The sequence below is a fragment of the Bradyrhizobium sp. TM239 genome, assembly GCF_036247985.1.
GTDB lineage: Bacteria > Pseudomonadota > Alphaproteobacteria > Rhizobiales > Xanthobacteraceae > Bradyrhizobium > Bradyrhizobium ottawaense.
In genome coordinates this window covers 819,827-840,229 of the sequence record NZ_BTIR01000001.1, presented here as the reverse complement: position 1 = coordinate 840,229, position 20,403 = coordinate 819,827, and the positions used below count along the sequence as shown (strand labels likewise).

The window sequence follows — 20,403 nt, the reverse complement described above, 5'->3', positions numbered from 1 at the left end:
AAAACCGGCCGCGGAGACCGCGGCCGGTTCGTGTTGTCGATCGGTGCTTTCGATCAGGTCGCCTTGATGTCGACGTCCTTGGTCTCGGGCAGGAAGAAGAAGCCGATCACGACGGTAATCGAGGCGAAGATGATCGGGTACCAGAGGCCGGCATAGATGTCGCCGGTCGAGGCCACGATGGCAAAGGCGGTCGCCGGCAGCAGGCCGCCGAACCAGCCGTTACCGATGTGGTAGGGCAGCGACATCGAGGTGTAGCGGATGCGGGTCGGGAACAGTTCGACCAGCATCGCCGCGATCGGGCCGTACACCATGGTGACGTAGACCACGAGCACGAACAGCAGGCCGATGATCGCCGCCACCTGAGGACGGAAGATGTCGAACGGATGCGCCATCTTCACGATTCCGGCGTCGCCGCCCTTCGGATAACCGGCCGCCTGCACCGCGGCGAGAACCGCCGGGTTGCCGTCCTTGGCGTTGGCGTAGGCGACGTCCTTGCCGTTGACCACCACCTTCACGCCCGAGCCGGCTGCGCCCGGCGTGGTCGAGTACTTGACCGACGACTGCGACAGATAAGCGCGTGCGGTGTCGCAAGGTGCGGTGAAGACACGGGTGCCGACCGGGTTGAACAGGTCGCCGCAACCCGCGGGATCCGCCACCACGTCGACCTTGACCGATTCGATCGCCTTTTCCAGCGCCGGGTTGGCATTGGTGGTGATCATCTTGAAGATCGGGAAGAAGGTCAGCGCCGCGATCAGACAGCCGCCGAGGATGATCGGCTTGCGGCCGATACGATCCGACAGCATGCCGAACACGATGAAGAAGCCGGTGCCGAGCAGCAGCGACCAGGCGATCAGCAGGTTGGCGGTGTAGCCGTCGACCTTCAGGATCGATTGCAGGAAGAACAGCGCGTAGAACTGGCCGGTGTACCAGACGACGCCCTGGCCCATCACGCCGCCGAGCAGCGCGAGCAGCACGAGCTTGCCGTTCTGCCAGTTGCCGAAGGCTTCCGTCAGCGGCGCCTTCGAGCCCTTGCCCTCGTCCTTCATCTTCTGGAAGATCGGCGATTCATTGAGGCGGAGCCGGATCCAGACCGAGACGCCGAGCAGCAGCACCGAGACCAGGAACGGGATGCGCCAGCCCCAGGCGGCGAAATCGGGTTCGCCGAGGGCGCTACGGGTGAACAGGATCACCAGCAGCGACAGGAACAGGCCGAGCGTCGCCGTGGTCTGAATGAAGGAGGTGTAGTAGCCGCGCTTGCCGTTCGGAGCATGTTCGGCGACGTAGGTCGCCGCGCCGCCATACTCACCTCCGAGGGCGAGGCCCTGGGCGAGGCGCAGCGCGATCAGGATGATCGGAGCCGCGATGCCGATGGTCGCCGCGTTCGGCAGCAGGCCGACGATGAACGTCGACAGACCCATGATCAGGATGGTGACGAGGAAGGTGTATTTGCGGCCGACGATGTCGCCGACGCGGCCGAACACGATCGCGCCGAACGGACGCACCAGGAAGCCGGCTGCGAACGCCAGCAGCGCGAAGATGTCGCGGGTTGCCGGCGGATAGGCCGAGAAGAACTGCGCGCCGATGATGCCGGCCAGCGAACCGTAGAGGTAGAAATCGTACCACTCGAAGACGGTACCGAGCGAGGAGGCGAGAATGACGAACCGTTCGTCCTTCGTCATTCCTCCCGCGCCTGCTTGAGATACAGCCATTGTCGACATGTTGAGTCGCTCCCCGAAATGCGTTTCCTCGCGCCCCAGACGTCCGGACATGCCGGATCAACCCAGGTCTTGGCTGCAAGGTAACATCGGCGTGAAACCCGCCCCAATACGACTTTCGGCCTTGCGCACTGACGCGCAGCTGACGCCCGGTATCGGGTACCGGCGCGCCGCCACGTAGGCTTCCGGATTAACCCCTTTGCAGCAAAGGGATAATGTGCACTTGCATGCCACGGCCGCTCGGGGAAGAATTGACGGACCCGGGATCTGTCCGCCGGCCCGCGAACGACAGCAAGAGAACGATGAACGCTCCCTCGACCCATCTCGTCATTGCCGATGACCATCCTCTTTTCCGCGACGCGCTGCGACAGGCGGTGGCTGGCGTCCTGACCTCGGCCAGGATCGACGAGGCCGGATCGTTCGAGGATCTGACCAAGCTCCTGGAACAGACCTCGGATGTCGACCTGATCCTGCTCGACCTCTCGATGCCCGGGATTTCAGGCTTTTCCGGCCTGATCTATCTGCGTGCGCAATATCCGGCGATCCCGGTGGTGATCGTCTCGGCGTCCGACGACAGCGCCACGATTCGCCGTTCGCTCGATTTCGGCGCCTCCGGCTTCATTCCCAAGCGTTTCGGCGTCGAGACCCTGCGCGACGCCATCCTCAAGGTGATGGAGGGCGACGTCTGGGTTCCCGCCGATACCGATTTGTCGGCTGCGGCCGACCCCGACATGACGCGCCTGCGCGACCGCCTGGTGACGCTGACGCCGCAGCAGGTCCGGGTCCTGATGATGCTGTCGGAGGGCCTCCTCAACAAGCAGATCGCCTATGAGCTCGGTGTCTCCGAGGCCACCATCAAGGCGCATGTCTCGGCGATCCTGCAAAAGCTCGGCGTCGAAAGCCGCACCCAGGCGGTGATCGCGGCCGCCAAGATCGCGAGCGGCCAGTGGAAGTCGGGCACGCCGACGGGGTGAGCTCATCGTGTTATCAAATCCGTCATCCTGAGGCGCCGGAGCGTAGCGGAGGCCTCGAAGGATGAACGGCCCGGCTGGCACCTCGGCCGTTCATCCTTCGAGGCTCGCGATGCGGTGCTGCCGCACCGCATGGCTCGCGCCTCCAGCGACAACGGCGTCGCCGTTGCGCGGGGATGACGGGTCAGGAATGTGCAAGCCCGATTTCCAGTAACACCTACTCCGCCGCCACCATCTGCTGCGTGCGCCACTGGCCGAGGAGCGCGCGGAGCGAAGCCGGCTTGACCGGCTTGTTCAGTACCGCGACCTTCTCGTCGCGGGCGGCGACTTGCACGGCGGGGCTGCGGTCGGCCGTGATCAGGATCGCGGGGATCGCGTCGCCGAAGCGGCGGCGGATGTCGCGGATGGCGGCGATGCCGTTGCCGCGGTCGAGATGATAGTCGACCAGAAGGCCGGTGACGCGTCGTCCCGCCGTTTCGATCGCGGCGATCGCGCCTTCGGGATCGGCGACCGCGATCACCTCGGCGTCCCAGGCCTTCAGCAGCGTGCGCATGCCGTCGAGGATCGCCGCGTCGTTCTCGATGCAGACGATCAGCGCGCCCGAGATCGGCGTCCGTGCCAGCGGCGTCGCGCTGGTCACGGCGGCGGTGTGGGTGATCGCCTTCGCCGTCGGCACCGTCACGGAGAAGACCGAGCCGCCGCTTCTGTTGCCGTCGATGGCGATGCCGTGCTTGAGCACGCGCGCCAGGCGTTCGACGATCGACAGGCCGAGCCCCAGCCCGCGCGCGATCCGCGCCCCCTGCTCGAGGCGGTGGAATTCCTTGAAGATCTCGCCGCGCTTGACCGGCGGGATGCCGACGCCGGTGTCGTAGACGCAGATCTTGAGCGAAGGGCCTTGTCGGCGACAGCCGACCAGCACGCGGCCGCGCGGGGTGTATTTGATCGCGTTCGAGATCAGGTTCTGCAGCAGGCGCCGCAGCAGCAGCCGGTCCGATTCGACCGGCAGCGAGCACGGCACGAAGGCGAGCTCCAGGTTCTTGGCGCGCGCGACCGGCGCGAACTCGATTTCCAGCGAACGCATCAGATCAGCCATCTTGAAGCTCGAGATCGAGGTCGTCATCGCGCCGGCGTCCAGCCGCGAGATGTCCAGCAGCGCGCCGAGGATCTCCTCGATCGCCTGCAGGGATTCGTCGATGTTCTCGACCAGCCGCGTCTCCTCGCCGCTGTGCTGGCGCTCGACGAGGCTCGTGACATAGAGCCGCGCCGCGTTCAGTGGCTGGAGAATGTCGTGGCTGGCGGCGGCGAGGAAGCGCGTCTTGGAGATGCTGGCGTCTTCCGCCGCGCTCTTGGCCAGTGCCAGCTCGGAGTTCAGCCGCGTCAGCTCCTCGGTGCGGTCGCGCACGCGCTTTTCCAGGGTCGCGTTGGCACGCTCCAGCGCCTCCGCCGCTTCGAAGGTCGGCGTGACATCGGTGAAGGTGATGACGAAGCCGCCGCCGGGCATGCGGTTGGTGAGCACTTCGATCACCATGTGGCGTTCCGGCAGGCGTTCGAGATATGGCTCGCTGTCGGTAGTGTAGGCGGCGAGACGCCGCTCCAGCATGGCTTCGCGCTCGACCGGGTCGTCCGGATCGCTCACGCCGATGAATTCCAGGATCTCGCGCAGCGGCGTGCCGAACTGGACGATGTGCGGGGGCACATTGAGGAGGTCGCCGAACTGCCGGTTGGAGCAGATCAGCTGCAGGTCGGCATCGAACACGGCGATGCCCTGGCGCACGTGGTTGAGCGCGGTCTGGAGGATCTCGCGGTTGAAATGCAGGGCCGCGTGCGAATCGTCGAGCAGTTTTAGCGCGGCCTTGGCCGATACCGTGCGCTTGCGCAGCAGCAGCGACATCACGAGGCGCGAGGAGGCCGCGCCGATCGAGGAGGCGATCAAATGCTCGGCGTGCTGCAACAGCTCGAAATCGGCGGGCGCTCCCGCCTCCAGACGAACGTTGCGCCGTGCGGAGAATGCCTCGAAGGAATGCCGGGCGCGGTCGGGTCCGAGATATTGCGCCACCGTGGTCTGGATGTCCTGCACGGTGACGGTGGTGCGCCAGCGGCGGAAACTAGGCGAGATCGGCGCAAGCGTATTGGGCACGAACAGATCTGCCTGCAGCAGCTCGATGGACGAGGGCCTTCGCGCCAGCGACAGCAGCACATAGGTCAGGATGTTGAGCGACAGCGACCAGATCACGCCGTGCATCAGGGGAGGCAGATCGGCGCCGAACAGCGCCTGCGGCCGCAGCGCCTCGATGCCGAACGGACCGTGCTGCAGCAGCAGGATGCCCGATGTCGAGGAATCCATGAAGCTCGGGATGAACAGCGTGTAGAGCCACACCGCGAAGCCGACCAGCATGCCGCCGATGGCGCCGCGCGCGGTCGCGCGCCGCCACAGCAGCCCGCCGAAGAAGCTCGGCGCAAGCTGCGCGATGGCGGCAAAGGAGAGCAGGCCGATCGCCACGAGCTGGGTATTGCCGAGCGCGCGATAGTAGAAATAGGCCATCACCATGATGGCGAAGATCGCGAGCCGGCGCGAGCGCAGCAGGAAGTCGCTGAAATCCGCGCCGCCGGCGCGTCCTTCCGGCCGTCGTTGCAGCACCAGCGGCACCACGAGGTCGTTCGAGACCATGATGGAGAGCGCGACGCATTCGACGATCACCATCGCGGTCGCCGCCGACAGGCCGCCGACGAAAATGGCGACGCTGAGAAGCCCCGCACCGCCCTCCATCGGCAGCGCCAGCACGTACATGTCAGGGTCGGCCGCGCCGAACGGGAAGGTGACGAGGCCGGCGAGCGCGATCGGGATCACGAACAGATTGATGGCGACGAGGTAGAGCGGGAACAGCCAGCGCGCGCGGCCGACCTCGGCATCCGAGGAGTTCTCGACCACACTGACGTGGAACTGGCGCGGCAACAGCATGATCGCGCAGAGCGACAGCAGCGTCATGGTGAGGAAGTTGCCGATCGAGGGCGAATAGTTGATGGTGCGCACCGCCTCCGGTGTCTTCATGGCGCGCTCGATCAATTCGTGCGGCGAGAACATCCAGAAGGTGACGAAGATGCCGGCGGCGAGGAAGGCGACCAGCTTGATGATGGATTCGGTCGCAACCGCCAGCATCAGGCCGTGCTGGTGCTCGGTGGCGTCGGTCTGCCGCGTGCCGAACAGCACGGCGAAGGCCGCCATCGCCAGCGTCACCATCAGCGCCATGTCGCCGACGATCGGAATGTGGGAGAAGGCCTGGTCCTCGCTCAGGATCGTTTCGAGCGAGGAGGCGACCGCCTTGAGCTGGAGCGCGATGTAGGGCACCGAGCCGATGATCGCGATCAGCGCGACGGTGGCCGCCACCGCCTGGCTCTTGCCATAGCGGGCCCCGATGAAGTCGGCGATCGAGGTGATGTTGTGGGCTTTCGCGAGCTGGATCACGCGGCGCAACACGCCGGCCCCTAACCCGATCATCAGGATCGGGCCGACATAGATAGCGAGGAAGTCGGTCGAGGTGCGGGTGGCGAAGCCGACCGAGCCGAAGAAGGTCCAGGAGGTGCAGTAGATCGCCAGCGACAGCGGATAGATCAGCCCGGAGGCACGGCCGCGCCCGGCCGGCGAGCGGCGGTCGCCATGGCTCGCCACCAGGAACAGGAAGCCGATATAGCCGAAGGCGGCGGCGATCACGCCCCAATCGTGCAGCATGGCGAGCGCGCTTCTCCCTGGGCGCTGGCCGCGCCCGAGCTCATTTTCCCTTTAGTTCTAGCGCGTTGGGCGAGTGGAGGCGACAGCGAAATACCGCGCCGGGGCGGGAACTGGGGTTGTCGTTAAGCTGGTCGCTTGAGGCCCACCGAGAGAGTCCCCGTGTGGCACCCCCCTCCCTGACCCTCCCCCGCAAGGGGGGAGGGAACGGAGAGAGCGTCTATCGCTGCAACAAGGGTGAGACTAGGGACAAGGGCGAGACTAGTGCAGCGTCAGGCAGTCGCGCTCAATCGACGTGAGGCGGGCGCACCTGTTTCGCTCCCTCCCCCCTTGCGGGGGAGGGTCGGGGAGAGGGGTAGCTCCGGGGACGGTCCGAGTTGGATTCAAGAAGAGGCGAAGAGGCCTACTCCGCCGCCAGTGACTTCTCGCGCAGCGGCAGGCCGAGACGGTCCCACACTTGCAGCAGGGCCTCGGCGAGCTGATCGATCAAGCCGTCGTCGTGATAGGGCGAGGGCGTGATGCGCAGCCGCTCGCTGCCCTTGGCGACCGTCGGATAGTTGATCGGCTGGATATAGATGCCGTGCTCCTCGAGCAGCAGGTCGGACGCCTGCTTGCACTTCTCGGGATCGCCGACGAACAGCGGCACGATGTGGGTGTCGCTCGACATCACGGGCAGGCCGGCGGCGTTGAGGATCGCCTTCACGCGGGCAGCACGGTCCTGGTGACGCTCGCGCTCCCAGTTCGAGGTCTTCAGATGCTTGATCGCGGCGGTCGCGGCCGAGCAGATCGCCGGCGGCAGCGCGGTGGTGAAGATGAAGCCCGGCGCATAGGAGCGCACGGCATCGATGATCTGGCCGCTGGCGGCGATGTAGCCGCCGAGGCAGCCGAACGCTTTCGCCAGCGTGCCTTCGAGGATGTCGATGCGATGCATGACGCCGTCACGCTCGGCGATGCCGCCGCCGCGCGGGCCGTACATGCCGACCGCGTGGACCTCGTCGACATAGGTCATCGCGTCGTACTTCTCGGCGAGATCGCAGATCTTGGCGAGCGGGGCGACGTCGCCGTCCATGGAATAGAGGCTCTCGCAGACGATCAGCTTCGGCCGGTTCGGGCCGGCCGCTTTCAACAGCTCCTCCAAATGCGCAAGATCGTTGTGGCGGAACACCACCCTCTCGCAGCCGGACTGGCGGATGCCCTCGATCATCGAATTGTGGTTGAGCTCGTCCGACAGGATCAGGCAGTTCGGAATGAGCTTTGCGATGGTCGGGATGCCGGTCTGGTTCGAGACATAGCCCGAGGTGAACAGCAGCGCGGCTTCCTTGCCGTGGAGATCGGCGAGCTCGGCCTCGAGCTGGACCAGCGGATGATGCGTGCCGGCGATGTTGCGGGTGCCGCCGGCACCGGTGCCGACGCGCGTCGCGGTCTCGACCATGGCGCCGACCACTTTCGGATGCTGGCCCATGCCGAGATAATCGTTGGAGCACCAGATCACGACGTCGCGCTTGCCCTTGGGCGAGTGCCAGACCGCGTGCGGGAATCGGCCGGCCGTGCGCTCGAGGTCGGCGAACACGCGGTAGCGCCGCTCGGAGTGGAGACGATCGAGGGCGGAATCGAAGAACTGGTTGTAATCCATCGGCAAAACCTGCAACGGAACCCGGCCACGGCGGCCGCTCATTTTTAGAGCTTTTCCAGCTCCAATGTCCATGCGCCCGCACACATTTGTGACGAGGTGCGCAGGTCCATTGATAGCGGCGTCTCGCCGGCGATAGTTGATGTGGATCAAACGCCTAACACTGGCCCGCCCGCGCGGGCCGAGGCCCCCGGGAAAGCCAGGGACCGTTGCCGCTGCCATGGACATTTTGTCCATGGGGCGCGCTCCGTCCATGATTGCGGAGCCGGTCGCGCCGATGTCGTAGCCTTGCTTTCTGCGAGGCGCGGATCGGCGCCCGGCGGCAAGCTCATGCGAAAGGACGCCCGATGAAGCGAGTCATGATTCTGAACGGTCCCAACCTCAATATGCTCGGCATTCGCGAGCCACACATCTACGGCACCACGACGCTCGCAGAGGTCAACGCGAGCTGCGAGGCGGCCGCCGCAACGCTCGGGCTCAAGCTCGCCTTCCACCAGTCCAACCACGAAGGCGTGCTGGTCGACCTGATCCAGTCGGCGCGGCAGGACGCCGACGCCATCATCATCAATCCGGCCGGCTTCTCCTTCACCTCGGTCGCGATCATGGACGCGATCAAGACGTTCGAAGGGCCGGTGCTGGAAGTCCACATCTCCAACATCCACGCCCGCGACGAATATCACCGCCACTCCAAGATCTCGTTCGTGGCGACCGGGGTGATCTGCGGCCTGGGCCCGTTCGGCTACATCGCGGCGCTGCATGCGATCGCGAATATGAAGTGAGGTGTTCGCGGGGAGGGCGGTGCGCTCCCTCGCGCCGTTCTTACGGTGAGAGGCTAAGAAACGCTCACGTCGTCCTGAACTGCAGCACGCCGTCCTTCGTCTCCGCCGTCAGCCGGCCCTCGACGATCATGTAGTTGACGTGGGCGACGAGCTCTCCGGCGGCAAAGCCCATCTGGTGTTCGTCGAGCACATGCTTGTTGAACACGACGGGCACCAAGGCGCGCGAGGTCTGCGGCACCTCGCGGCAGGCTTCCGCGATCAGGCGGCAGCGCTCTTCATGGTGGTCGGCGAGCTGTTTGATCCGGGTCTTCAGTCCGTAGAACGGCACGCCGTGGCCGGGCAGCACCAGGACGTCATAGGGCAGCGTCGTGGTGAGGCTGGCGAGTGAGGCCAGATATTCGCCGAGCGAGTTCTGGTCGGGCTCGACCGCCCAGACGCTGACATTGGGCGAGATCTTGCTCAGCACCTGGTCGGCGGAGAGGAACAGCTTGTCGTCGGCGCAATACAGCATCACCTGGTCGAGGGCGTGGCCGCCGCCGGTGATCACCTTGAAGCGGCGCGTGCCGATCACGACGTCGTCGCCATGGGAGATGCGGCGGTAGGAGGGCGGCAGCACCGAGACGCGCTTGAGATAATCCTGGCCGCGGCCGAGCAGCTTTTCGGTGAGCGACTCGTCCATGCCATGGCGACGGAAGAACAGCCGCTGCGCCTCCTGCCGCTCCGCGGTGCCGCGGTTCTGGTGATAGACCGATTGCAGATATTCGACCTGCGACATCACCAGCGGGCAGTTGAACCGCTCGACGACCCACCCCGCGAGTCCGACATGGTCGGGGTGGGAGTGGGTGACGATCAGGCGCGTGATGTGGACGCCTTTCAGCGGTCCGTCGAACAGCTTGGTCCAGGCCTCGATCGTCTCCTCGTTGCCGAAGCCGGTATCCACCATCGCATAGCCGTCGCCGTCGGCGAGCAGGTAGATGTTCACGTGGTTGAGGCGGAACGGCAATTTCAGCCGCGCCCACAGCACGCCGGGCCTGACCTCGACGATCTCGTCGTGGCCAGGGTGCTGCTCCCAGGGGTAGCGCAGGGCTTCGGCTGAGGACTGTGCGGTGTCGGTTTTCGCGTTCATGCTACCGGCTTAACCCCAGCGCGCGCGGGGCGCCAGCCGAAAAAGGCTGGCCCGTGGTCTCCGCATGGCGGTCATACCGGGCGTGTTTTTCCGTAGCCCGGACGAAGCGCCGTCCGGGCTACGGGCCGGCGCTGTTACGCCGCCCGCATGTTGTTGAGGAACGCGTCGATCTCTCCGCGCAGCATGTCGGCTTCGCGGCGGAGCGCGTCGGAGGCGCCCAGCACTTCGTTTGCCGCGGCGCCGGCTTCGGCCGAGGCGGTGGAGACGCCGACGATGTTGCTGGAGACCTCGCTGGTGCCGCCGGCGGCATGCTGGATGTTGCGCGCGATCTCGCGGGTGGCGGCGCCCTGCTCCTCGACCGCGGCTGCGATCGTCGTGGTCACGTTGTCGATCTCGCCGATGATCCGGCCGATGCCCTGGATGGCGCCGACCGCCGAGGTCGTGATCTCCTGCATGCTGGCGATCTGGGTGCGGATTTCCTCCGTGGCCTTGGCGGTCTGGCTCGCGAGGCTCTTCACCTCGGAGGCAACCACCGCAAAGCCGCGGCCGGCCTCGCCCGCACGCGCCGCCTCGATGGTGGCGTTGAGCGCGAGCAGATTGGTCTGCGAGGCGATGGTCTGGATCAGGTCGACCACGACGCTGATGCGGCTCGCGCTGTCGGCGAGGCTCTGCACCGTGGTGTCGGTGGCGCCGGCCTCGTCGACCGCCTTCTTGGCGATCGCGGCCGAGGTGACGACCTGCTTGCTGATCTCCTCGATCGAGGACGACAGCTGCTCGGTGCCTGACGACACGGTCTGGACGTTGACCGAGGTCTCCTCGGCGGCGGAGGCGACCGCGTTGACCAGCGCGTTGGACTGGTCGGCGGTGGTCGACATGCTCTGCGCGGTCGATTGCATCGAATTGGCCGACTGCGCCAGATTGTCGAGCGCGGAGCGCACCGTGCTTTCGAATTCGGCGATCTTGGCTTCCATGCGCGCGGCCCGCTCGGCCTTGGCGATCCGGTCCTTGTCCTGCTCGCCGGCGAGCGCCCGGGCTTCGATCATGCTGTCGCGGAACACGGTCAGCGTTTCCTTCATCACGCCGATCTCGTCGTTCTGCCGGGAGCGGACGATCTCGGTGTCGAGGTCGCCGGCCGACAGCAGCTGCATGGCGCGCTGAAGCTCGCGGATGCGGCGCAGGATGTTGCGGCCGACATAGAGCCAGACGAACAGCGCCGAGCCGACCAGCATCAAGGCCCCGAGCGCCAGCATCACGGTCGTCGCGAGCGAGGTCTCCTGCTGCGCCTGCGAGGTCGAGGCGTTGGTCTCTTTCTGCACGCCGTCGACGAGCTGCTGCACGCTGATGCCGAGGCCGACATTGAGCTTGCGGGTCTCGTCGAGGATGGTCTGGCCGTAGTCGACGGAGTCGAGCTCCTTCTCACGCAGATTGAAGACGCCGGTCTTGCCGGTGCCGAGCGCGAGCAGCTTCTCCGCCGTTTCGCGCAGCATCTTGTTGCCCTGGTTGTCGGGCAACAGGTCGAGGTTGGATCGCAGGCGGCCCTGTGCCGTCTTGAATTCCTTCTGGATGTCGTCGAGCTTGTCGCTGGTGTTGGCCGACAGCGCCGCACTCATGTCGGCGGCTGCGAGATTGCCGCTGGCGACGACGTTGCCGAGCTGGCCGACGGTCTGTGCGGCGTCGCTGGCATCTGCCGCGGACAGGTCGGCCGAGCCGAGAATGGCGTTGACCCGGGTCTGCGCGTCCAGCATCGCCGGGCTGGCCGCGCCGACGAAGGCGCCCTGGGCGCTGCGCAGCGCGTCATATTGCTTGTCGTGGAGGGCGGCGATATCGAGCCGTTCGCGCGCGGCCTTGGCCAGGCTCTGGGCCGCCTCGTTGATGCTCTTCATCGTCTCGCTGAGTCCGGAGACGACGGACTTGTCGCCGCCGAGCTGGATGATCTCGTTGAGCTTCTGCTGTGTTTGCTCCTGCAGCTCCTTGAGCTTCTTGGTGCGCTCGTTCAGCGCTTCCTCGCTTTGCGCCGCGAGCAGGGCAGGTCCCTGTGCCGCAAGGCTCGCGCTCAATGCCGACAATTGCAGGCTGGCGGCAAGGCGCGGAATGTCCCGCCCGCTCAGTTCGGTCATGCGCCCGCCGAGATTCTGCAACGCCAGGCCGGCGCCGGCCGCGATCACGAGGCCCATGCCGGCGATCACCGCGAAGGCGGCGAACAGGCTGCCGCGTACGCCCCAGGTCGGCATTTTGAAACGAGGCCGCATTCGGCCAAGTGGGCCGCCAAGTGAGCTGCCAAGGCTGAAACGGATCGCCATCGAAATTCCCCCAACGTTCTTGCTTCTGTTTGTGGCCGGCAGTATCCGCACGGCGGGTTAAAAATTCGCAATCTCCGCAAACGGTTGCATGTGTTCCGCAGGGCGAAAAAAGAAGGGCCGGCGAAATCGCCGGCCCCCCGTCATGGTAAGGTTGTGGTAACCGATCAGTAGCGCGCGACGGCCGGGCTTGCCCAGTTGAAGCGGTAGTTGACGCCCGCCTTGATGGTGTGGTCGTCGGTGGTGAAGCTGCCGGTGCCTGCGAGCGGACCGCCGGTGAAGCTCGCTTCGCCGAAATTGTAGTACTGGTACTCGGCCTTGGCCGACCAGTTCGGGGCGAACATGTATTCGAGGCCGGCGCCGACCGTGTAGCCGTTGCGGTGATCGCCAGTGATGACGAACGCGGCGGGCACGCCGCCCACGGTCACCTTCTCGTTGTTGTCCGAATAGGCGTAGCCGCCCTTCACATAGACGAGGCCGGGGCCCCAGGTGTAGCCGACGCGGCCGGTGATCGAGCCGAGGCCACGCTGATCGTTGGTGTAGGCGATGCCGCCCGGAAACACGGCGCCGACGCTGCCGGAGAGCCAGGAATACTGGCCCTCGACGCCGACCACGAAGTTCGGGTGGAACTGCCAGTCCCCGCCGACCTGCACGCCGCCGAGGAAACGGCCGTTGCCGTTGTTGCCGGTGGAAAGGCCGTTGAAATTATTGTCGCTGGAGAACGCGCCGCCGACGTGGCCACCGATGTAGAAACCGGTCCAGTTGTAGATCGGCGCGGCATAGGCCGGCGCGGGCGACTTGTAATAGTTGCGGTTGCCGAGATCGGCACCGACGGCCGGCGCAGCAGCGCCCACCACGAGCAGCGCAACGGTCGCAAACAGAATCTTCTTCATCGTCTTGAACTCCGACACTTAAGGTCCCCGGCAGGCGCGCTTTCCGCGCCGCGTTGGTTTTGCAGATAGCTCGCTTTTGACGAAAATGCTGTCACATGCATGGCACAACGAGACCCAACCTAACTTATTGGGCTGCAAATGATTTTCGTGCTTAATGCCGGCTTAAGAAGTGGTGAAGGAAGGCTTAACTTCACAAGCTGCCGGTAACCTCTGCGCGTCCTTCGTTAACCAAGACGCCGTCGCGCCTCATCGCGCATCTGCTCGCGGAACGCCGCGCGCTTTGCGGGGCGGTCCTCCTCGCGCACGTCATGGCGATCGAAGATGTCGAACTTCTCCAGGATGGGATAGCGCTCGCTCGCCATCGCAAGCACGCGCAGCACCTTGGTCACCGCCGGTGTCGGGCCGCTCACCTCCCAGCGCCGGATGGTGTCGCCGCCGCCTTTCTCCGGCAATCCGCAGAGCTTTGCCATGTCGGCCGCAGTGAGCTTCCGCTCGAGGGCATCGGAGAGGTCGGCGCGGAGTTGCTTCAGTTCGGGCCCGGTCATGTCGCCTCAATACGCGAAGTCGCTGAGGGCAATGCCCTAGCGCTGATTCGGGTCCATCCGAAGGCGGGCATGATCCGTCCGAAATGGAGGTGACGGCATTGCCTCGGCACCTTCGCCCGCGCACGGAGTTATGAACTTGTGCCTATGGACTTCGTCCGATCAATGAACACATGGCACAAGGGGCCCCCAGCGACCGAGGGATCAGCCATGACAAGCATCAAACTCGCGATTGCCGCGCTCATCACGACCGGGCTGCTTGCCGCGCCCTTTGCGGCCGAAGCGAAGAAGGCCCGGTCGAGCCGAAACTACAGCACGGGCGTGGTGGCCCCGACCTATGGCGGCGCCGGAGCGCCCGCAGCGCAGCCGAGGGCGTCCTACGGCTCGTCCGGCCAGACGGCCGGGACGGTCACGGCGCCGTCGGTCGGATCGTACAATTGGCCCTCGGTCGGCGTGACCAACTCGGTGCCCACCTGGAGCAACACCACGAGATAGGGCACGGCCTTCGGCCTCAGATGCCCCGGCCGGCCTGTTGACCGATCACGCAGCGCCACGCAGCCAGTCGCTCCGCCGGATGCTGGCTCATCCAGTCGGCGAGTTGCGGCGCGCCCATCAGGCAGGACTGCACCGAGACCTGCGCGAAATCCGAGGTGGTGACGACCTGCTCGTGACAATTGGTCGGGGAGGCAAGGCTGCAAAGCACGGCGATGATCTTGATCACGACAGGTTACTCCCGTCGCGGCCGATATAGGTACGGCCGATCGCGGCCTTATCCTGGCCTTCGCTGGCCGGGTCGGTCGGTGGGAAGATACTGTCGTAGATGGCGCGCGCCTCCTGGATGAGACGTGCGCGCTCGCGCTCGGACTTTGAGACAAATCGAATGACTTCTCCCATGTTGGCTCCGAATATCAGTTGGCAAATCCCGTCATCAGCTGACGACCATCATTTCATCGTCATCTATGACGCCGTCTTCGGCTTTGAAGCGGTGTCGCCGATCACGAAGGAATAAAAAGCGCGTGAGCGCACTCCGGAATCCCAACGTCTCCAGTGCCTTTGATGCGCCGGGTTGAGAGACCGCCCACCAGCTCACATCCGTCACGGGGCTTCGGAAGCCGCGCGAGCGAATGCTGGTGTCGACTTGCTCCCTGCGATCATCGGCAAGGATATTTTCGTGGAGAAAATTCTTCTGGACCGAATAGGTTTCACCTCGGGCCGCGTGCAAGTTTTTGGAACCATCCCGGAATTCGGCGACTCGGTGCGATCGATCTTCACGCCGCCGGCGCGCGCTCTTTCCGTCCCGGCACCGCCGCCAGCAGCTCGCGCGTATAGGCATGCTCCGGCGCGGCGAAGAGCTGCGCGGTCGGCTTCAGCTCGACGATGGCGCCGCGCTGCATCACCGCGATGCGGTCGCAGATCTGGGCGGCGACGCGTAGATCGTGGGTGATGAACAGCATCGAGAGACCGAGTCGCGTCTTGAGGTCTTCGAGCAGCCGCAAGACTTGCGCCTGCACGGAGACGTCGAGCGCGGAGACGGCCTCGTCGGCGACGATGATCTCGGGCTCCAGCGCCAGCGCGCGCGCAATGCCGATGCGCTGACGCTGGCCGCCGGAGAATTCATGCGGATAGCGCTCGAGCGCGCCGGCATCGAGTCCGACCATCTTGAGGAGATCGCGGGCGCGGTCGAACGCCGTCTTCGGATCAAGGCCGGCCGCGATCGGGCCGTCGGCGATGATGTGACCGACCTTGCGGCGCGGATTGAGCGAGGCGAACGGATCCTGGAAGATCATCTGGATGCGATGGCGCTCGGCGCGCAGCGCCTTGCCCGACAGCGAGGTGAGATCGGTCTCGCCGATCCGCACCGTGCCGCGGTCGGCCTCGATCAGCCGCATCACCAGGCGCGCCACCGACGATTTGCCGGAGCCGGATTCGCCGACGAGGCCGAGCGTCTCGCCCCTGAGAATGTCAAAATTGACCGCGCGCGCGGCATCGACGCGGCGGTCCTCGCGAAACCAGCCGCCCGAGGTGACATAGGTCTTGTCGAGCCCGATCACCTCGACGGCCCTGGCCTGGTCGTCGAGCGGCGCGCGCGCCGGCGGATCCATCGAGGGCACCGCGGCGAGCAGCGCCTTGGTGTAGTCGTGCTGCGGCGCGTTGAAGACGGAGCTCGCAGGGCCTTCCTCGACCACCTTGCCGTGCCGGAGCACGACGACCTGATCGGCGATATCGGCGACCACGCCGAAATCGTGGGTGATGAACATCACCGCCATGTTGCGATTGCGCTGGAGGTTGCGGATCAGCTTGAGAATCTGCGCCTGCGTGGTGACGTCGAGCGCGGTGGTCGGCTCGTCCGCGACCAGCACCGCCGGCTCCAGCGCCAGCGCCATCGCGATCATGGCGCGCTGGCGCTGGCCGCCGGAGAGCTGGTGCGGATAGGCGCGGACGATGCGCTCGGGGTCGGGCAGGCCGACTTCCCGTGCCAAAGCGAGCGCTCTGGCGCGCCGCTCCTTCGGCGAGAGCAGGCCGTGGGCCTCGAACATCTCGGCCATCTGGTCGCCGATCCGCATCAAGGGATTGAGCGCGGTCATCGGCTCCTGGAAGATCATCGCGAGACGGCGGCCGCGCAGATCGCGCCAGCCGTCGTCGTCGAGCTTGAGCAGGTCGCGTCCTTCGAACTGAATCTCGCCGGAGGCGACCGAGACCGTATCGGGCAACAGGCCCATCAGCGCATGCGCGCACATCGACTTGCCGGAGCCGGATTCGCCGACGACGCAGACGATCTTGCCGGGCCGCAAATCGAGCGAGACGCCGTCGACGGCGAAAGTTCGCTCGGCTCCCTCAGGCAGCGCGATCCGCAAGTTCTTGATGGAGACGGCGGGTGGGGCGGTCATCGTCAGCGTCCCTCCCGCGACAGGCGCGGATTGAGCGCGTCGTTGAGGCCTTCGCCGATCAGGTTGAGACCCAGCACCGAGATCAGGATGGCGACGCCGGGAAACACCGTGATCCACCAGGCCTGGCGGATCACGGTGCGGCCGGCGCCGACCATGTAGCCCCAGGAAATCAGATTGGGATCGCCGAGGCCGAGGAACGACAGCGAGGACTCCAGCAGGATCGCGGTCGCCACCATCAGCGAGGCCAGCACGATCACGGGCGACAGCGCGTTCGGCAGGATCTCGCGCATGATGATCCAGCTATTGCTCTGGCCGGTGACCACGGCGGCCTGGACATATTCGCGCGTGCGCAGCGACAGCACCTCGCCGCGCACGAGGCGGGCGACCGGCGGCCAGCTCACCAGCGCAATCGAGGTCACGATCGAGTAGATCGAGGGCTGCAGGATCGCGACCAGCACGATCGCAAGCGCGAAGCTCGGAATGGTCTGGAAGAACTCGGTGAAGCGCATCAGGGCGTCATCGACCCTGCCGCCGAAATAGCCGGCCATGGCGCCGATGGGAACGCCGACGATCAGCGCGACCAGCGTGGAGACGAGGCCGACAAGCAGCGAGACGCGCGCGCCAAAAATCATGCCGGCGAACACGTCGCGGCCGAGCGCGTCGGTGCCGAGCGGCACCGTCGAGAGCGTGAAGGGCGGCAGGAACGGCCGCTGCACCATGCGCCAGGGCGAGTTCGGGAACAGCATCGGTCCGAACAATGCGACCGAGATCGCGAGAACCAGAATGATGAGCCCGATGACGCCGCTCGGGCTGCGCAGCATCGATTTCCAGAATTGTTTCATGAGGCGAATTCGATGCGCGGATCGACCAGGCGATAGACGAGGTCGGTGATGAGGTTGAAGATCAGGACCATGGCGGAGCAGATCACAAAGACGCCGAGCAGCAGATTGTAGTCCCGCTGCAGCAGCGCGTCGTACATCAGCCGCCCGATGCCGGGCCAGGCGAACACGGTCTCGGTGATGACGGCGCCGCCGATCAGCGTGCCGGAATGCACGCCGGCCAGCGTCACGACGGGGAGCAGCGCGTTGCGCAGCACGTGGCGGCGCTGGATCACGGCGTCGGAGAGGCCCTTGGCGCGCGCGGTCTTGACGAAGTCGAGCCGCTTCACCTCCAGCATCGAGGCGCGCGTCATGCGGGTATAGGTCGCCATGAAGAACAGGCCGAGCGTCATCGCCGGCATGATCAGGTGTTTTGCGACGTCGACCGCGTGGGCGAAGCCGGTGAGGTTCGCACCGACCGTCTCGTAACCAAAACTCGGCAGCCAATCCATGGTCACCGAGAACAGCAGGATGCCCATCAACGCCACCCAGAAGATCGGCATGGCGTAGAAGATCAGGGCAAAGACGGTGATGGCGGTGTCGAGAAAGGTCCCGGCAAAGCGCGCGGCGAAGGTGCCGAAGAGAATGCCGAGCATGAGCGAGATCGAAAATGCCGTCAGTGTCAGCAGCAGCGTCGCCGGCAGCCGCTCGCCGATCAGCTTTGCGACCGGCGCCTGCTGGCGGAAGGAGAAGCCGAGGTCGAGGGTGACGATGCCCTTGACGTAGATAAAGAGCTGCTCGGGCAACGGCTTGTCGAGGCCGAATTTCTCCCTGAGCTGCTTGACGAAGATCTGGTCACTGGCCCCGGCCTCGCCCGCCATCACGACAGCGGGGTCGCCGGGCGCAAGCCGGATCAGGAAGAAATTGAGGACGACGATCGCAAGCAGGACGATGACGCCCTTGAGGACACGCTGAGCGACGAATGAGAGCATACTTAGAGTGACGCTTGTTTGACGAGAGGGTCGCCGCAGCGACGATGCGCTCCCTCTCCCGCTTGCGGGGGAGGGTAGGGGTGGGGGTGTTTCCGCAGAGAAGGTCCCCGAGCGGAGAAAGCCCCCACCCGCCGCGCTCGGGACGATGCTTCGCATCGCCCGGCGCGCGTCGACCTCTCCCGCAAGCGGGAGAGTTGCACCTTTTCCGTGGCTCGGACGGCAATCATTCGGCGAAAGCTACAGCACGAGAGACCAGACGCGAAGCGCCCCTCCTCACTTGTCGAGCCATGCGTCCTTGAAGCCGTCATTGACCCCGATCCCCGTGGTGATCAGGTTCTTGACCTTGCAGCGCATGATGGTCGGGAATTGCAGCTCGAGCATCCAGGCCACCGGCACGTCTTCGACCAGGATCTTCTGCGCCTTCTCGTAGATCTCCTTGCGCTTGGAGTCCGGCGTTGCGACGGCGCCGTCGGCGAACAGCTTGTCGATCTCGGGGTTGGAGTAGCCCTCGACGTTGTTGAAGACCTGGCCCTTGGCGATGGCGCTGGAGACGTAGTTTCGGCCGACGCCGAGCGCGGGATCGCCATACTGGTAGAGATAGGTGAAGGCGATGTCGTAGTCCCAGTCGCCGATCTTCTGGTTGCCGCCGGCAACGTCGGTGGCGATCGTCTCGATATTCATGCCGACGTCCTGGAGGTTCTGCTTCACCGCTTCACCCCAGCGCTGCCAGGTCTCGCCATAAGCGAGCGGCAGCAGGCGGATCTTCTCGCCCTTGTAGCCGGCTTCCTTCAAGAGGGCCTTGGCCTTGGCCGGGTCGTACGGATATTTCGGCACGTCGTCGGTATAGTATTTGATGGTCGAGGCGGACGGGCCGGTCGCGACCTTGCCGAGCCCGTTCCAGATCACGTCCTTGGCGAATTCGCGGTCGATCGCATACATGACCGCCTGCCGCACCCGCTTGTCGGCGAGCGGGCCCTGGCGGTTGTTGAGCCACAGCCAGGCCAGCGGCGAGAAGAACTCCCAGCCGGCGCCGGTGACGCAGGTGTCCTTCAGCTTGGACAGCCGCGGCACGTCGAAATTCTCGACCGAGCCGCCGGGCAGCACGTCGACCTTGCCGGTCTCGTAGGCCACCGAGCGCGCGGCGGCGTCGGGTATGATCTGCCAGTAGATCTCGTCGAGATAGGGTTTGCCCTTCTCGTGATAGTTCGGGTTCTTGGCCAGGCGAATGAACGAGCCCTTCTGCCATTCCTTGAACATGAAGGGGCCGGTGCCGACCGGGGCGTTGTTGTAGGGATTGGTCTTCCAGTCGGTGCCGTCATAGAGATGCTTCGGCACCATCGGCATCGAACCGACCTCGAAGATGCCGAGGAACGGGCCGAACGGCTGCTTCAGCGTGAAGACGACAGTGTAATCGTCGGGCGCCTCGACCTTGTCGACCTGCGCGAGGTTGTTGCGGGCGCGCGCGTGGGTCTGCTTCAGCATCTCGATCGAGAACAGCACGTCGGCGGCGGTGAAAGGTTTGCCGTCATGCCAGGTCACACCCTTCCGAAGCTTGAAGGTGTAGGTCTTGGCGTCCTCGCTGACGCTCCAGCTCTCGGCGAGCTCAGGCTGCGGCTCGAGCTTGGGGCTGTAGCGCAGCAGCCCTTCGAAGATGTTGCCCGACACCATCTGCACCGGGCCGTTCTGGACCATCGCCAGCATCAGGCCGGGCGGCTCGGGCTGGATCACTGCATTGACCACACCTCCCGTCTTCGGCTCTTGCGCCAGTGTCGGGGCCGTGAGGCCGCACGCCAGGAGGAGACCAAGCAACACTCGTTTCGGCATGTCGTATCTTTCTCAAGCGAGACCAGCCGTCAACGCTTCGCACGTCATGGCGCGCAAAGCTACGGCCGGCCCATCCCAGTCCCCATCCGGTATTGAGGCTCACACAGTCCCGTTCGGCGCCGCAAGATGAAAGTCGCGACAGTGCTCGCACAAAAAATGTACAGCGCGTCCTGTTTTCACTTGATTCATCGCGGCGTCACGGAG

Annotated in this window: 17 protein-coding genes; 3 read left to right on the top strand and 14 right to left on the bottom strand. The window is 65.3% G+C overall.

The features are described from left to right. Positions 1 to 53 precede the first annotated feature (53 nt). Complete coding sequence (locus AABA84_RS04080; RefSeq protein WP_212247312.1) at positions 54 to 1,679, bottom strand: MFS transporter; 1,626 nt, start codon at positions 1,677 to 1,679, stop codon at positions 54 to 56. A gap of 338 nt (positions 1,680 to 2,017) precedes the next feature. Here AABA84_RS04080 and AABA84_RS04075 point away from each other — a divergent pair, with 338 nt between their 5' ends. Continuing rightward, the gene (locus AABA84_RS04075) at positions 2,018 to 2,689 is read left to right on the top strand and encodes a response regulator (RefSeq protein WP_338307655.1); all 672 of its coding nucleotides are present in this window, start codon (positions 2,018 to 2,020) and stop codon (positions 2,687 to 2,689) included. A gap of 214 nt (positions 2,690 to 2,903) precedes the next feature. Here the strand turns inward: AABA84_RS04075 and AABA84_RS04070 are convergent, their stop codons facing one another. Beyond that, positions 2,904 to 6,413: a PAS domain-containing hybrid sensor histidine kinase/response regulator gene (locus AABA84_RS04070; RefSeq protein WP_338311462.1), complete on the bottom strand. Its 3,510-nt coding sequence runs from the start codon at positions 6,411 to 6,413 to the stop codon at positions 2,904 to 2,906. Between the two features lie 400 nt (positions 6,414 to 6,813). Continuing rightward, positions 6,814 to 8,043 carry a 5-aminolevulinate synthase gene (gene hemA, locus AABA84_RS04065; RefSeq protein WP_338307654.1) on the bottom strand — a complete coding sequence of 410 codons (1,230 nt, stop codon included), beginning with the start codon at positions 8,041 to 8,043 and terminating at the stop codon, positions 6,814 to 6,816. 344 nt (positions 8,044 to 8,387) lie between these two features. On the opposite strand from hemA, the gene aroQ reads away from it, so the two are divergent. After that, positions 8,388 to 8,819, top strand: a complete 432-nt coding sequence (aroQ, locus tag AABA84_RS04060) for a type II 3-dehydroquinate dehydratase (protein WP_091960086.1) — start codon at positions 8,388 to 8,390, stop codon at positions 8,817 to 8,819. A gap of 64 nt (positions 8,820 to 8,883) precedes the next feature. Here aroQ and AABA84_RS04055 read toward each other — a convergent pair whose 3' ends face one another. The 4 genes from AABA84_RS04055 to AABA84_RS04040 all read right to left on the bottom strand — a co-directional run bounded on the left by AABA84_RS04055 (position 8,884) and on the right by AABA84_RS04040 (position 13,680). Beyond that, complete coding sequence (locus tag AABA84_RS04055; RefSeq protein WP_028139863.1) at positions 8,884 to 9,945, bottom strand: MBL fold metallo-hydrolase; 1,062 nt, start codon at positions 9,943 to 9,945, stop codon at positions 8,884 to 8,886. A gap of 134 nt (positions 9,946 to 10,079) precedes the next feature. Continuing rightward, a complete protein-coding gene (locus AABA84_RS04050; protein WP_212247306.1) occupies positions 10,080 to 12,245 on the bottom strand; it encodes a methyl-accepting chemotaxis protein in 2,166 nt (721 codons plus the stop codon). A gap of 164 nt (positions 12,246 to 12,409) precedes the next feature. Continuing rightward, entirely contained in the window at positions 12,410 to 13,135 is a 726-nt protein-coding gene (locus AABA84_RS04045) for an outer membrane protein (RefSeq protein WP_212247305.1), read from the bottom strand. A 224-nt stretch (positions 13,136 to 13,359) separates the two neighbouring features. Continuing rightward, entirely contained in the window at positions 13,360 to 13,680 is a 321-nt protein-coding gene (locus AABA84_RS04040) for a hypothetical protein (RefSeq protein WP_028139866.1), read from the bottom strand. A 207-nt stretch (positions 13,681 to 13,887) separates the two neighbouring features. Here AABA84_RS04040 and AABA84_RS04035 point away from each other — a divergent pair, with 207 nt between their 5' ends. Then, a complete protein-coding gene (locus AABA84_RS04035) occupies positions 13,888 to 14,172 on the top strand; it encodes a hypothetical protein (RefSeq protein WP_212247304.1) in 285 nt (94 codons plus the stop codon). A 16-nt stretch (positions 14,173 to 14,188) separates the two neighbouring features. Here the strand turns inward: AABA84_RS04035 and AABA84_RS04030 are convergent, their stop codons facing one another. The 7 genes from AABA84_RS04030 to AABA84_RS04000 all read right to left on the bottom strand — a co-directional run bounded on the left by AABA84_RS04030 (position 14,189) and on the right by AABA84_RS04000 (position 20,199). Next, complete coding sequence (locus AABA84_RS04030) at positions 14,189 to 14,398, bottom strand: hypothetical protein (protein ID WP_212247302.1); 210 nt, start codon at positions 14,396 to 14,398, stop codon at positions 14,189 to 14,191. Then, entirely contained in the window at positions 14,395 to 14,571 is a 177-nt protein-coding gene (locus AABA84_RS04025) for a hypothetical protein (protein WP_212247299.1), read from the bottom strand. Before AABA84_RS04025 ends, AABA84_RS04030 begins: the two co-directional genes overlap by 4 nt. 34 nt (positions 14,572 to 14,605) lie before the next feature. Next, entirely contained in the window at positions 14,606 to 14,899 is a 294-nt protein-coding gene (locus AABA84_RS04020; RefSeq protein WP_212247298.1) for a hypothetical protein, read from the bottom strand. Between the two features lie 46 nt (positions 14,900 to 14,945). Next, on the bottom strand, positions 14,946 to 16,565 hold the full coding sequence (locus tag AABA84_RS04015) for an ABC transporter ATP-binding protein (RefSeq protein WP_338311461.1): 1,620 nt from the start codon (positions 16,563 to 16,565) through the stop codon (positions 14,946 to 14,948). A gap of 2 nt (positions 16,566 to 16,567) precedes the next feature. Continuing rightward, positions 16,568 to 17,407: an ABC transporter permease gene (locus AABA84_RS04010; protein WP_212247295.1), complete on the bottom strand. Its 840-nt coding sequence runs from the start codon at positions 17,405 to 17,407 to the stop codon at positions 16,568 to 16,570. After that, the gene (locus AABA84_RS04005) at positions 17,404 to 18,375 is read right to left on the bottom strand and encodes an ABC transporter permease (protein WP_338311460.1); all 972 of its coding nucleotides are present in this window, start codon (positions 18,373 to 18,375) and stop codon (positions 17,404 to 17,406) included. Before AABA84_RS04005 ends, AABA84_RS04010 begins: the two co-directional genes overlap by 4 nt. 273 nt (positions 18,376 to 18,648) lie before the next feature. Further along, the gene (locus tag AABA84_RS04000) at positions 18,649 to 20,199 is read right to left on the bottom strand and encodes an ABC transporter substrate-binding protein (protein WP_338311459.1); all 1,551 of its coding nucleotides are present in this window, start codon (positions 20,197 to 20,199) and stop codon (positions 18,649 to 18,651) included. Between the last annotated feature and the right edge of the window lie 204 nt (positions 20,200 to 20,403).

Coding starts and splice junctions, on each gene's coding strand:
- AABA84_RS04010 (WP_212247295.1), bottom strand. CDS start 17,407: ATGAAACAATTCTGGAAATCGATGCTGCGCAGCCCGAGCGGCGTCATC.
- aroQ (WP_091960086.1), top strand. CDS start 8,388: ATGAAGCGAGTCATGATTCTGAACGGTCCCAACCTCAATATGCTCGGC.
- AABA84_RS04070 (WP_338311462.1), bottom strand. CDS start 6,413: ATGCTGCACGATTGGGGCGTGATCGCCGCCGCCTTCGGCTATATCGGC.
- AABA84_RS04025 (WP_212247299.1), bottom strand. CDS start 14,571: ATGGGAGAAGTCATTCGATTTGTCTCAAAGTCCGAGCGCGAGCGCGCA.
- AABA84_RS04035 (WP_212247304.1), top strand. CDS start 13,888: ATGACAAGCATCAAACTCGCGATTGCCGCGCTCATCACGACCGGGCTG.
- AABA84_RS04050 (WP_212247306.1), bottom strand. CDS start 12,245: ATGGCGATCCGTTTCAGCCTTGGCAGCTCACTTGGCGGCCCACTTGGC.
- AABA84_RS04075 (WP_338307655.1), top strand. CDS start 2,018: ATGAACGCTCCCTCGACCCATCTCGTCATTGCCGATGACCATCCTCTT.
- hemA (WP_338307654.1), bottom strand. CDS start 8,043: ATGGATTACAACCAGTTCTTCGATTCCGCCCTCGATCGTCTCCACTCC.
- AABA84_RS04045 (WP_212247305.1), bottom strand. CDS start 13,135: ATGAAGAAGATTCTGTTTGCGACCGTTGCGCTGCTCGTGGTGGGCGCT.
- AABA84_RS04040 (WP_028139866.1), bottom strand. CDS start 13,680: ATGACCGGGCCCGAACTGAAGCAACTCCGCGCCGACCTCTCCGATGCC.
- AABA84_RS04080 (WP_212247312.1), bottom strand. CDS start 1,679: ATGACGAAGGACGAACGGTTCGTCATTCTCGCCTCCTCGCTCGGTACC.
- AABA84_RS04055 (WP_028139863.1), bottom strand. CDS start 9,945: ATGAACGCGAAAACCGACACCGCACAGTCCTCAGCCGAAGCCCTGCGC.
- AABA84_RS04015 (WP_338311461.1), bottom strand. CDS start 16,565: ATGACCGCCCCACCCGCCGTCTCCATCAAGAACTTGCGGATCGCGCTG.
- AABA84_RS04000 (WP_338311459.1), bottom strand. CDS start 20,199: ATGCCGAAACGAGTGTTGCTTGGTCTCCTCCTGGCGTGCGGCCTCACG.
- AABA84_RS04005 (WP_338311460.1), bottom strand. CDS start 18,375: ATGCTCTCATTCGTCGCTCAGCGTGTCCTCAAGGGCGTCATCGTCCTG.